Origin of the sequence: Dyella humi (assembly GCF_044904605.1) — a bacterium.
In the GTDB taxonomy this organism is placed as follows: Bacteria; Pseudomonadota; Gammaproteobacteria; order Xanthomonadales; family Rhodanobacteraceae; genus Dyella_B; species Dyella_B humi.
Window position 1 is genome coordinate 881,028 of sequence record NZ_JADIKI010000022.1, and the last position, 12,567, is coordinate 893,594.

Sequence of the window (12,567 nt, forward strand, 5' to 3'; positions counted from 1 at the left end):
TTATCAGAAGGGAGTTCGACCCAAGGATGGAAAAACGGCGGGCATGGCCCGCCGTTTTGCTTTTTGTCGCTGGTGTTTTTCGTGCATGAAGCACGGCTGTCTCGGAACGCTTCGCTCCTTCCCGTGCTTGCGGGCGGGAGCGAAACGACTTTGCAGCGACGTAGGCTGGGCGCGTAGGTTGGCGGTGAGCGAATGCGAACCCCAACGTCGCCATGTCGCGTTACGCTGCCGGTGTCTTGTCCTTGTACCGGCACAAATCGCGAATCACGCACTGCGGGCAATCCGGTTTGCGTGCCTTGCAGACGTAGCGCCCGTGCAGGATCAGCCAGTGATGCGCGTCCTGCTTGAATTCCTTCGGCACCACTTTTTCCAGCTTGTCCTCGACCGCACGCACGTCCTTGCCCGGTGCCAGCCCGGTGCGGTTGGCGACGCGGAAAATATGCGTATCCACGGCGATGGTGGCATGGCCGAACGCGGTATTGAGCACCACATTGGCCGTCTTGCGCCCGACGCCCGGCAGCGCTTCGAGCGCCTCGCGATGATCCGGCACTTCGCTTTGGTATTGATCGACCAGGATGCGGCAGAGCGCCATCACGTTTTTCGCCTTCGCGTTGTACAAGCCGATGGTGTTGATGTAGCGCTTGAGCTTTTCCTCGCCGAGATCGAGGATCGCCTGCGGCGTATTGGCCACAGGGTAGAGCTTGCGTGTGGCCTTGTTGACGCCCACGTCAGTGGCTTGTGCGGAGAGCACCACCGCCACTAGCAGTTCGAACGGCGTGGTGTAGGCCAGCTCCGTGGTGGGATGCGGATTGAGTTCGCGCAGGCGAGTGAACAGTTCAACCACATCCGTTTTCTTCACTGCTTAGGCTCCTGTTTCTTGGCTTTGGCACGCGCGATGGCATCGAGCACACTTTCGCTGGCGTTGTGCACGTGCGCCTTGCGTGCGGCCAATTCCGCCTCGCGTTGCAAGAGCTGTGCGGCAAGACGTGCTTCGCGGCGTTGGAAATGCATGCGTGCGGCATCGGCATGCGCAGGGTCATTCGCCTGCGCAAGCGGCATCGGCTCCAGCAGGATGCAGTCGACCGGACAGGCCGGTACGCAGCGTTCGCAGCCGGTACAGTCATCAGCAATCACCGTGTGCATCAGCTTGTTGGCACCGATGATGGCGTCGACCGGGCACACCTGGATGCACTTGGTGCAACCAATGCAATCGGCTTCGACGATGCGCGCCAGCGTGCGTGGTTTTTCGATACCGTTTTCGGGATTCAACGGCAATGGCGCGCGGCCGAGCAGGGTGGCGAGCTTGGCGATGCCCTCGCTGCCGCCGGGCGGACATTGGTTGATTTCCGCTTCGCCGTTGGCGATCGCTTCCGCATAGGGGCGACAGCCGTGGTAGCCGCATTGTTCGCATTGCGTTTGCGGTAGCAGGGCGTCGATGCGGTCGGCGAGGGTGGTCATGGTCGTGGTAATGCTTGGCTTTGCCTCACCGTCATTCCGGCCTTCGCCGGAATGACGAGCGCAAGTGAAGTGAATCAGCGCACCGTGGAGCCGGGCTTCGCCCCCTGATCCGCATCCAACAGAAACAGATCGCTACCGCCATCGCCAGCGGAAAGAATCATCCCTTCCGACACACCAAAACGCATCTTGCGCGGCGCAAGGTTTGCAATGAATACCACGTTGCGTCCCACCAGTTTCTCCGGCTCGCCATAGGCGGCGCGAATGCCGGAGAAAATCTGCCGTTTGCCGAGCGGGCCGGCATCCAGTTCGAAACGCAGCAGCTTGTCCGAGCCGTCGACGAACTCGCACGCCAGCACCTTGCCGACGCGTAGGTCGAGCTTGGCGAAATCGTCGATGTTGATGATGGCGGCTTCTTGCGTGGCGGGGGCTGCAGTCTCGGTCATGGGCTTGCTGTCTTTTTTTACGGGTTTCTTGGCTTCCGGTTCCGGTGCGGAACCGAGTGATTCCTTCGAGGCTTCGATCATCGCTTCGATACGCTTGGGATCGATACGCGAAAGCAATGGCTCGAAGTCGCGGATAGTGTGGTTGTGCAGCGTGGCGCAGGCCGAATCGAAATCGGCGATGGGCGCGGCGAGGAATTCTTCCGCCGCTGCCACCGTGGCGGGCAGCACCGGCTTGAGCAGACCGCCGAGCAGGCGGAATGCGGCGAGCGCGAACGAGCACACCTGATGCAGTTCGTCGCGCTGCGCTTCGTCCTTGGCCATGACCCACGGCGCCTTGGCGGCGATGTGGCCGTTGACCAAGTCGGCGATCAGCACGAAGCGGCGCATGGCTTCGGCGAATTCGCCGCTTTCGTACAGCTTGGGCACGTCGTCGTAATGCGACAGAAGGATCTGCCACAGCTCGTTCTGTTCTTCCGAGAAGCCAATGGCCAGGCGTCCATCGAAGAATTTCTGCACAAAGCCTGCGGTGCGGCTGGCGATGTTCACCCACTTGCCGATCAGGTGCGAGTTGACGCGGTCTTCGAAGGCCTTGAGGTCGAGATCGACGTCCACCGGCGCGTCGTTGAGCATCGTAGCGAAGTAGTAGCGCAGGAATTCCGGATTGAGTCCGACATCCAGATACGTGCGCGCCTGGATGAAAGTGCCGCGCGACTTAGACATCTTCGCACCGTTCACTGTGAGGTAGCCGTTGACGTGCAGCGCGGTGGGCGTGCGCAACTGCGCGCCATGCAGCATCGCCGGCCAGAACAGGCCGTGGAAATTGATGATGTCCTTGCCGATGAAGTGGTGCATTTCCGTGTTGCTGTCCGGCGCGAGGAAATCCTCGAACTTCATGCCATTGCGGTTGCACAGGTTTTTGAAGCTGGCCAGGTAACCGACCGGCGCATCCAGCCACACGTAGAAGAACTTGCCCGGCGCATCGGGAATCGGAAAGCCGAAGTAGGGTGCATCGCGCGAGATGTCCCAATCCTTCAGACCGCCGTCCAGCCATTCCTTGAGCTTGGCCACTACGCCGGGATTGGCCACCGGTTTGCCGCCGGTAAGCTTGCCGGCGAACCAGTCGCGCAGCAGCGACTCGAACTTGCCCAGTTCGAAGAAGTAATGCTCCGAATCGCGCAGCACCGGCGTGGCGCCGGAAACCACCGAGTACGGGTTGATCAAATCGGTGGGCGCGTAGGTGGCGCCGCAGTTTTCGCAGTTGTCGCCGTACTGGTCCGGCGTGCCGCACTTGGGGCAGGTGCCCTTGATGTAGCGGTCCGGCAGGAACATCTGCTTATCGGGGTCGAACAACTGCTGGATGCTGCGCTTGGCGATGTAGCCGCCATCGCGCAGGCGCGTGTAGATCTGCGAAGCCAGCTCGCGGTTCTCTTCCGAATGCGTGGTGTAGTAGTTGTCGTAACTGAAGTGGAAGCCGGCGAAGTCGGCTTCATGACTGGCACGGATGCCGTCGATGAATGCCTCCGGCGACACGCCAGCCTTTTCGGCGGCCAGCATGATCGGCGTGCCATGGGCATCGTCCGCCGCCACGAAATACACCTCGCTGCCCATCATCCGCTGCGCACGAACCCAGATGTCGGTCTGGATGTAGCCCAGCATATGGCCCAGGTGCAGCGGGCCGTTGGCGTAGGGCAGGGCGTGGGTGACAAGTAGGCGTCGGGGCATGGGCGTAATGCTGGCTGGAAATCCACGCATTATGGCATGGCTGCTGCGCGGCTCCCGTCATTGTGCCGACGGGCCAAAAATACCCGCAGTCATGTAGTTGTGTACGGCGTGACCATGAGGTTGATCAGGCTATGTTTGGCTGTGCCTCACCCCACTCTTCGCCTCCCCTGATTGCAGGGGAGGCGAGGAAAGACGCTACGGATTACCTGACGGTCAGCGTGATCGGCCCCGCAAGCACGGTATAGCCGTTGTTGTAGCAATACCACACGCTGTAAGTGCCCGGTGCAAGTCCGGACGTGTCGAACGTGGCCGTGCCGCTGCCGCTCGGCGTGTACTGCCAACTGGTGGAGCTACCGTTGCCGGGGCTGTTGCCCTGAGCGTAGATGCCGATCCAGTTCTCGCTATTGAGTTTGCTGACGGGCGTGGCGTAGTCGATGTGTACGTACGTGCCTTGCGCGACGCTCGGCATGCTGCTGGCGAGGCTGGGCGCGTTGATGGCGGACGTGGTGACGAAGGCGTCGTTGATCGGTTGCGCGTACTGGTCGTTGTGCGTGAGCGGCGCGATGCCCAGCGCATTCTCGATGGTGCGGCCGATGCTGTAGTGGTTGTAGCTGACATTGCTGGCGTAGCCGCTTTGCACCGTGCCGGGCGAGCCGACCAGGAGGGTCGCGACGTGATTGGTGCCGGACGAAGCCGATTCGTCCCACGTGAGGATCAGCAGCGAGCGCTGCTGCGTCCACGCCGGCGAGTTGAAGATCGGTTGCAAGTTCTGCTGCAACCAGCCGTTCTGCACCTGCAAGCTGGTGGAAGAACCGTTGCCGGAAGATTCACCGTCGTAGTAGTCATCGGCGGCGATCCAGGCGAAGTTCGGCGTGGTGGCTACCGATTGTAGATCGGTGATCAATTGCGAGGTGTCTAACAGGTGCGCGGCGCAGCGTGCGTGGTTGGTGGAGATGTCGGTGAAGTTGATGAACGGTGCATCGTCCGGCTCGTAATAGCTATCGTAGTTGTTGCTGGTGTTGCACGGCGTGCCCATGCCTTGTTCGTAGGCTTTCCAGGTTTTGCCTGCGGTCTCGAGTTCGTCACCGATGTGCTGCGCGCTCACCTTGATGTTGGGATAGTAGATCGCGCCCTTCACAAAGGTGTCGCCGCCAGCGATCGCCAGATAGTTCTCGTCACTGGGATGGTAGACGCCGCTGTCGTTGTAAAGCAGCGTGCCCTGGCTGGTCAGGCTGTTGATAAACGGTGCGTCGGTGGTGTCGCCGATCACTTCGTCGTAGTTGGTATTTTCCATCATCACTACGAAGACGTGATCGAAGGATGGCACCTGCGATGTCGGAGCTTGCAACGTGGGAGCCGTAACCGGTGTGGAAAGCGTCAGCGAGAGATTGTCCGCATAGCCGATGTTGTACGACGCCGACGTATTGGTGAACTGCAGCAGCACGGAAATCGTGCGCGTGCCTGCAGGCACGTTGCCCGTGGCGGATTTCGCGATGAAACCGGTTTTGCTGTTGCGCGCGGTGGCATTTACGCCGGCCAATTGTGCCGGCGTGCCCAGCGGTTTGCCGTTCGCGTCGAGGAATACCGCGGTGACCACAGCCTGACCGTTATAGGCGGCGTAGCCACCCACCCAGCCGGATAAATTGAACGTGATATTGCCGCCGTCGATCGCGCTGGCTGCGCTCGACACGTCGACGTTCTGACGCAACGCGGAATCGCCGTACGGACCATCGGCAATGAAAGCATTGCCACCTGAAGCGTTGCCCGGCGTGCTGAAACTGCTGATCGAATAGCAGACGGTCGACGGATTGCCTTGTGTCACCGTCCAGCCCGGCACGGTATTCACGGCAGACCAGTCGGCGGTGCAAGTGCCGGCTTCGCCGTCGCCGTTCACCAGTAGATTGCCACTGCCGGCAGCGAACGCCGGTGTGGTGCACAAGCTGCTCAGACAGGCTGCCGCAAGCATTCCCAACACGATCGATGTACGTGCATGACGCATACAAACGCCCTCCCTTGGTGTGAGAAGGGCGAGACAGTGCAGCGGTGCGATTGCGAATGCGCGACGGTGGGATGACAGCGTCGGGCTTGTTTGTGTAGTGCGAAGTGATGCGTGAGTGTGTTGTGAAGCTGTAAGTTCACCGAAGGTTTTGCGGGACATCAATTCGCGATAGTGGGGCGTTTTTCAACAGCGAAGCTGGCGCAATCTTTTTTGCGCCTCGCGCAGCTTTATCGCGAGGTTGCCCCTCACCCCAACCCTCTCCCAGGAGGGGAGAGGGAGCTAAGAGCGATGCGCTTTACTGCATCCGCTCCCACACCTGACTACGTCCCAGCAGCGAAATACCGATGTATCCATGCACATCCAGCTTCTGCCCGCTATCGGTCAGGCTGAGCTTCACGCTGTAAACCTTGCCGTTCTTCGGGTCGAGGATCTTTCCGCCGTCCCACACGTCGTCGTCTTTGCTGACGCCCCACATGATCACCATGCCTTCCACCGGCTGGTCTTTGCGCTCGCCTTCGCACTTCCTGCAGATCGGGTGCGGACCGTCGTCGGAAAGCAGCACTTGCATCACTTTGCCTTCCAGCTTCCCATTGTTCTCGGTGATCTGGATGATGGACTTGGGCTTGCCGGTGACGTCGTCGATCTGCCGCCAGGTACCTACTGGCGTGTCGTTGGCGGCCCAGGCAACGGCCGAACCCAGCAGCAGGCAGGCGGCAACGGCAAATTGCGACAGGCGTTTCATGATCATGGCTCCCTACGTTAGCGTATGGCGAGCCTGCCGAGCGGCGACCGGGTGGGTCAAGCTGCATTGCGCAAACCTGTGCACTGCGTCGGGTAGTGGGCCCCAACTGGCATAATGCATCGTCTGACCACAGCCTATTTCCCCATGACGCAGGTAAACGAAGCCCTGGTGCGCCGGATTCTCGGCGACCTTATTGATCCCCATACCGGTGCCCCGCTGGCCGAATCGGTCCGCGCGGTAGGCGTGGATGGGGCGCGGGTGTCGGTGGACATCCAGCTCGGCTATCCGGCGGCCGGCGCCAGCGAATCGTTGGCTGCGCAAGCCAGGCAGGCGCTGGAGGCCGATGCGTCGATCGAGGCGGCAGCCATCTCCATCTCCAGCCGCATCCACGCGCACAAGGTGCAGGGCACGCTGGCGCCGTTACCGAACGTGAAGAACATCATTGCGGTGGCCTCCGGTAAGGGCGGCGTGGGCAAATCCACGGTCGCGGTGAACCTGGCGCTGGCGCTGGCGGCGGAGGGCGCGAAGGTCGGCATTCTGGATGCGGATATCTACGGTCCCAGCCAGCCGCGCATGCTCGGCATCCACGGTCGGCCTGAATCGCCGGATGGCAAGAGCATCATGCCGATGACGGCGCATGGCATTCAGGCGATGTCGATCGGCTTCTTGGTCGACGAGGAAACGCCGATGATCTGGCGCGGCCCGATGGTCACCCAGGCCATGATGCAACTGCTCGGCGATACGCGCTGGGACATGCTCGATTACCTGATCATCGACTTGCCGCCCGGCACGGGCGACATCCAGCTTACGCTGTCGCAGAAGGTGCCGGTGGCCGGCGCGGTGATCGTCACGACGCCGCAGGACATCGCGCTGCTGGACGCGCGCAAGGCGCTGAAGATGTTCGAGAAGGTGGAAGTGCCGGTGCTCGGCATCGTCGAGAACATGGCCACGCACGTATGCACGAACTGCGGCCACGAGGAGCATATCTTCGGTGCAGGCGGCGGCGAGCGCATGGCCGAGCAGTACCAGGTGCCATACCTGGGTTCGTTGCCGCTGGACATCCGCATTCGCGAGCAGGCCGATGGCGGTCATCCCACCGTGGCCGCGATGCCCGATTCCGAACTGGCGGCGCGCTACCGGGACATCGCGCGGAACACCGCTGGCCGACTCACGCGTCAGCCGCGCAACAAATCGCTGGGCTTGGGCAAGATCATTGTGCAGGGCCAGCCGGCGGCATGAGCGCCGCGAGGCGCGTGCTGTGCCTGTCGGGAAGTCTGCGGCGTGTTTCGTCGAATACCGCCGCGCTGCTCGCCGCGCGCGAATTGGCGCCGACGGCCCTGGTGCTGACGTTGTACGCAGGGCTCGGCACGCTGCCGCTGTTCAACCCGGACGATGAAAGTGGCGACTTGCCGCCGAGCGTGCGGGCGTTGCGCGAAGCGGTAGGGCAGAGCGATGCGCTGCTGATCGCCTGTCCGGAATACGCCCACGGCGTGCCTGGCGTATTCAAGAATCTGCTGGACTGGCTGGTGGGCAGCCTGGAATTTCCCGGCAAGCCGGTGTTGCTGATCAACGCATCGGCGCGTGGTTCGCATCATGCGCAGGATGCGTTGTGCGAGATCTTGCGAACGATGTCGGCGCGGTTGCTGGCGCCGGAATCGATGCCGGTGGCTTTGCCGGGAGCGGGATGCACGTCGGAACAAATCCTCGCCGATCCGGCGCGTTGCTTGGAACTAACGATGGCATTGAGTTGCCTGAAGGCAGGCATCGAAGCGTAAGCCTGGATTCCCTCTCCCTTCTGGGGAGAGGGCTAGGGTGAGGGGCAATCTCGCATGGAGATGGATCAGCGCGTCGCCTCGATCGGGGCGCTGGCCAGAGCCTTGCCCCTCACCCCAACCCCCGATCGAGTCGAGGGCAGGCTCCTCTCCCCGGAGGGGAGAGGGGGTAGTAATAACGGCTGGCGAACGTACCCGCCAACCATGTATTTTTGACGCTTTGCGCCTGGAGCAGCCGGGCGCGGCTGGAAGCACCGGAGTCCGCGTGAGCATCAAATCCGACAAGTGGATCCGCCGTATGGCGGAGCAGCACGGCATGATCGAGCCGTTCGAGCCTGGGCAGGTCAAGGTACGTGACGGCAACAAGCTGGTGTCGTACGGCACCTCCAGCTACGGCTACGACGTGCGCTGCGCGCGCGAGTTCAAGATATTTACCAACATCAATTCCACCATCGTCGATCCGAAAGCGTTCGACCCGACCAGCTTCGTGGACATGACCGCGGACGTGTGCATCATCCCGCCCAACTCGTTCGCGCTGGCGCGCACGGTGGAGTACTTCCGCATTCCCCGCCAAGTGCTCACCGTGTGCCTGGGCAAAAGCACCTACGCGCGCTGCGGCATCATCGTAAACGTGACGCCGCTGGAGCCGGAATGGGAAGGCCACGTTACGCTGGAGTTCTCCAACACCACGCCGCTGCCGGCCAAGATCTATGCCAACGAAGGCGTGGCGCAGATGCTGTTTTTCGAGTCCGACGAAGAATGTGAAACCAGCTACAAGGACCGTGGCGGCAAGTACCAGGGTCAGCAGGGCGTGACCTTGCCGCGGACCTGAACGCGCTTTGTATTGAACTCATCCACCTTCATCCGGCGGCGCTACACTTTGGTGGCTTCGCTGATATCCGCAGGAGATTTAAGCATGATCCGTCTTTCCACACTGTCCACCCGCGGCGCCGCCGTACTTATGCTCGGCTGCCTGCTGGTGCTTGGCGGTTGCCATCGAGGCGCATCCAAGGACACGGTGGAGACCACGCAGACACAGCAGCAGTTCGACATGACCATGAAGGCTTACAAGAATGGTCAGTTCGTGATTGATGGTGCCGTGGTTTCCGCGCTCGACGCCGGCAGCCATTTCTCTTACCTGAAGGACGCGGGCAGGCTGCCCAAGACGGTACTGCTGCTGCCCAGCGACGATTCGAAGATCCGCAAGCAGCACCTGCAGTACATGGCGCGGCTGCAGCTCGACTACGGCTTCGTCGCCTATTACGACGACGGCGGCAAGCTCGCGCGCATCAACCCGGTGGAAACCAAGGCACGCGCGCTGGAGGATTACCATGCGCCGGTCACTGCGCCGACCGGCGACACTGGCAAGGATGCCAGCGGCAAGTCGTACGGCGATCAGTCCGGCAGCGGCGACCAGGGCCACTAAGCGCCGTACTCATCGCGATCATTGCCTAAGCAGAGCGCCCGCCATTGGCGGGCGCTCTCTTTTTTGCATCAGCAAGTGGTGCCGCCGGGGCCGCCGAAATAGAAGTAGTAACCCCAGTAATTCGACGGTGGCGTGTAGCCACCCCAATACGGTCCAGCGATGCTGTAGCAGCTCGGCGAAGGCTCCGCAGCAGTAAGCGAAACCCAATCCGCCGCGCCGCCTGGCGCCCAATACCACAATTCGCGCTGGTAGCCTGCGTAGCTCCAGCCGGAGCTGGCGAAGTTGCCGCTGCCTTCCGCCGGCCACGAAGTCGATCCCACCGATTCGCTACCGAACTCGATCAGCTGCGCGGACGTGCTCATCGGTCCGCTGCCGTAGAGCGTTGCCGGGTAATACCCCACCCAAGTCACGTTGCCGGGCGAGCCCAAACCCAGCCACCAGTTGCCCTGATACAAGTAATACTGCGCCAGGAATTCGTACTGCGCACCGCCCACGGTGCTGTAGTTGGAGAACGGGCCGCCAAAATACCAGCTGCTATTGGTCTGCACGAAGGCCGAGCAATCCAGGTTGTAGCAGCCAGTGTTGACGTAACCGTCGGCGGTCCAATAGATGAACAAGCGAGAGCGTTCGTCACCGTATTTGCCGGGATAGTTTTGCCAGCCCACCTCGGCGGTCTGCGTGGTGCCGGTAGTGCCCACTGTCCACGATTGCGCCAGTGAGAAGATCTGGTCGGCAGAGGTATTCACATACGGCGACCATAGATTGATCGTGTCGGTCTGGCCGATGTTGGTGACGTACTGATACGTGTAGGAGTACTTGTGCGAGTACACCTGTGGCGGAACGATCTGGTTGGTCGGCAACTGCTCGGCGCCATCCGGTGATTTTTGGAAATACGCCTTCAGCGTTGGAAAGCGCGACAGTTCTTCCAGCGTGATGCGGCGCATGGGAATGGTATCCGCAGCGCACACGCGTGAATGACCCAGCGCATCGATCTTGTCGTTCTCCGCCAGTTGCGATGAGATGCCGATCGCCTGATTGAGGCTATTGAGCGTTCCACCGCCGGTCATCCCTTGTGGCTGAAGCGCGTCAACCGGCGGTGGCGTGGCGACGTGCGTGAGCCCTTGTTTGCGCGCGCTGGGCTGTTCCTGCACCAGGATGCAATCGAAGTGGTCATTGCCGAGCAGGAAGCTCTGCGAAACGTGGGCGTTCTGGTACAGGCCGAGCACGTACTGCTGCATGCTCGCAAACGATGCGGAATCCTTTACTGCGTTTTGTCCCCGCGCCACATAAGCGTCGGCGTTTGCGCTCTTGATGCCGTTCAAGAATTGCTGGAACGGAACGAATGACGGCTGGCCTGTTTGTGCGGCGAAACTCGAACTTCCGGCGAATGCCACGCATAAGGTGGCAAGGGCGAACGATAAGCGTGTCGCTTTCAAGCATGATGGATAACGATGAGTGCGCTTCACGATGATTCCCTCCATAGTGGATGTGCTCGAAGAACAATCTCCGAATGACATGCGTTATTCAGGAAGCGATGGCATTGAGCTGCCATGTAGAAAACGTCAGCATCGATTTCGCATGGGCTCGCCCATGTGCTTTCCATGGAAGCATGGCAAGCTTTTTTGGACACGATCAATACGGCCCATGATGGCCGCACCATGGGTGTTCGGAACGAAGTCGTGAATCCCCAGCTGACGCTCTATTCCCCTACTGCCTCACCGAGCAGGCTCGGCAAAGCGGCGCGACTGTAACGCCACGTCTGTAAGGCGGCGTGAATATCGCGATGCATGGATGTAAGTCGTTGTGTCCCGCTTTTTTGTGTTGGGCTATTGCGCGCATCCGATGACAACGCAACATGCGAGCGGTTTATTACTACTGTGCAAGCGACTGCCGTAAACCTTGCTTCAGTGATTGCAGCTCATCGACGCCATAGGGCTCGGCGACGCCGCTTCCCCATACCGGCCCCGGCCATGCCGCATCGCCTTCCTTGCGCGCAATAACGTGCACATGCAGCTGCCGCACGATATTCCCCAGCGCGCCGATATTGAGCTTGTCGCAGGGAACGGTTTCGCGCAGCGCGGCTGCAACCTGGTTGATCTCCTGCCACAGCTGCGTGCGTTCCGCCTCGGGCAGATCGAGTATTTCCGTGCGCGCCGCCAGCCGCGGCACCAGGATCAGCCACGCAAAGCGCGCATCGTTCATCAGCAACACGTCGCACAAGGGCAGGGTGGCGACGGGTTGCGTATCCGCTTTCAGGCGCGGATCCAGCACGAATGCAGCGCCGCTCATGCGCCAGCCAGATATTTGTCGAAGAAGGACACGGTGCGCTTCAATGCCAGCTCCGCGCTGGCCTGATGATAGTGGCCAGGATCGATCTCGCGATTGAATGCGTGGCCGGCACCAGGATAGGTATAGACGTCCATCTGCGGCAGCATGTGACGATGCTTGGCCACCATTTCCGGCGGGATGGATGAGTCTTCCTCGCCAAAATGGAACATCACTGGCGCCTCCAGCTTCTCGCCGAGAAACGGCACGTTGCGCGCGCCGTAGTAGCTCACCGAGGGTAGCCCGAGGCGAATGGCCGACAGAAACGCCACTGTGCCGCCCCAACAGTAGCCCACGGTGCCGATCTTGCCTGCCGAGACGATGGATTCGGCGGCACTTGCAACATCTTCCAAGGCGCGCTCGAGTCCAAGTTCGGTCACGAGCTGGCGGCCCTTCGCCATGCCTGCATCGGAATAGTCCATTTCGACACCGGTTTCCAGATGATCGAAAAACGCCGGCGCCACGGCGGTGTAGCCCATCGCGGCAAAGCGGTCGGCCACGCTGCGGACGTGCGCGTTAACGCCGAAAATTTCCTGGATAACCACCAGGCCGCCCTTCGGCTTGCCTTCGGCCTCGGCCAGATAAGCGCCAATGCATTGCGTGCCGGAGGTGGGGAGATTGATTTGCTTGCCCATCACGATCTACCTCGCGCGAAATGGAAGCTAGTTTACGCGAAGGAA

The 12,567-nt window shown here is 61.1% G+C and carries 12 protein-coding genes; 4 read left to right on the forward strand and 8 right to left on the reverse strand.

All coding sequences use genetic code 11. The annotated features are described in order from the left end of the window. Window positions 1-220: 220 nt before the first annotated feature. The 5 genes from nth to ISP18_RS08860 form a co-directional block, all read right to left on the reverse strand. Window positions 221-859 (reverse strand): endonuclease III, encoded by a 639-nt coding sequence (gene nth, locus ISP18_RS08840; protein WP_380009632.1) that lies wholly within the window; start codon window positions 857-859, stop codon window positions 221-223. After that, window positions 856-1,458 (reverse strand): RnfABCDGE type electron transport complex subunit B, encoded by a 603-nt coding sequence (locus tag ISP18_RS08845; RefSeq protein WP_380009635.1) that lies wholly within the window; start codon window positions 1,456-1,458, stop codon window positions 856-858. Before ISP18_RS08845 ends, nth begins: the two co-directional genes overlap by 4 nt. A gap of 74 nt (window positions 1,459-1,532) precedes the next feature. Further along, a complete protein-coding gene (metG, locus tag ISP18_RS08850; RefSeq protein ID WP_380009638.1) occupies window positions 1,533-3,623 on the reverse strand; it encodes a methionine--tRNA ligase in 2,091 nt (696 codons plus the stop codon). Window positions 3,624-3,825: 202 nt separating this feature from the next. Further along, entirely contained in the window at window positions 3,826-5,622 is a 1,797-nt protein-coding gene (locus ISP18_RS08855; RefSeq protein WP_380009641.1) for an alkaline phosphatase family protein, read from the reverse strand. Window positions 5,623-5,917: 295 nt separating this feature from the next. Then, on the reverse strand, window positions 5,918-6,364 hold the full coding sequence (locus ISP18_RS08860; protein ID WP_380009644.1) for a DUF2147 domain-containing protein: 447 nt from the start codon (window positions 6,362-6,364) through the stop codon (window positions 5,918-5,920). 144 nt (window positions 6,365-6,508) lie between these two features. Between ISP18_RS08860 and apbC the strand changes: the two genes are divergently transcribed. The 4 genes from apbC to ISP18_RS08880 all read left to right on the forward strand — a co-directional run bounded on the left by apbC (window position 6,509) and on the right by ISP18_RS08880 (window position 9,562). Continuing rightward, complete coding sequence (gene apbC, locus ISP18_RS08865) at window positions 6,509-7,603, forward strand: iron-sulfur cluster carrier protein ApbC (protein WP_380009647.1); 1,095 nt, start codon at window positions 6,509-6,511, stop codon at window positions 7,601-7,603. Further along, entirely contained in the window at window positions 7,600-8,139 is a 540-nt protein-coding gene (locus ISP18_RS08870) for an NADPH-dependent FMN reductase (RefSeq protein WP_380009650.1), read from the forward strand. Before apbC ends, ISP18_RS08870 begins: the two co-directional genes overlap by 4 nt. Window positions 8,140-8,401: 262 nt before the next feature. Beyond that, the gene (gene dcd, locus ISP18_RS08875; RefSeq protein WP_380009653.1) at window positions 8,402-8,968 is read left to right on the forward strand and encodes a dCTP deaminase; all 567 of its coding nucleotides are present in this window, start codon (window positions 8,402-8,404) and stop codon (window positions 8,966-8,968) included. A gap of 84 nt (window positions 8,969-9,052) precedes the next feature. Continuing rightward, complete coding sequence (locus ISP18_RS08880; RefSeq protein ID WP_380009656.1) at window positions 9,053-9,562, forward strand: hypothetical protein; 510 nt, start codon at window positions 9,053-9,055, stop codon at window positions 9,560-9,562. 68 nt (window positions 9,563-9,630) lie between these two features. On the opposite strand, the gene ISP18_RS08885 is transcribed toward ISP18_RS08880, so the two are convergent. From ISP18_RS08885 to ISP18_RS08895, 3 genes are all read right to left on the reverse strand, one after another. Further along, window positions 9,631-11,028, reverse strand: a complete 1,398-nt coding sequence (locus ISP18_RS08885; protein WP_380009659.1) for a neprosin family prolyl endopeptidase — start codon at window positions 11,026-11,028, stop codon at window positions 9,631-9,633. A 406-nt stretch (window positions 11,029-11,434) separates the two neighbouring features. Beyond that, the gene (locus ISP18_RS08890) at window positions 11,435-11,851 is read right to left on the reverse strand and encodes an HIT family protein (protein ID WP_380009662.1); all 417 of its coding nucleotides are present in this window, start codon (window positions 11,849-11,851) and stop codon (window positions 11,435-11,437) included. Further along, window positions 11,848-12,522, reverse strand: a complete 675-nt coding sequence (locus tag ISP18_RS08895) for a dienelactone hydrolase family protein (RefSeq protein ID WP_380009665.1) — start codon at window positions 12,520-12,522, stop codon at window positions 11,848-11,850. The genes ISP18_RS08890 and ISP18_RS08895 overlap by 4 nt, the downstream gene beginning before the upstream one ends. Window positions 12,523-12,567: the final 45 nt, after the last annotated feature.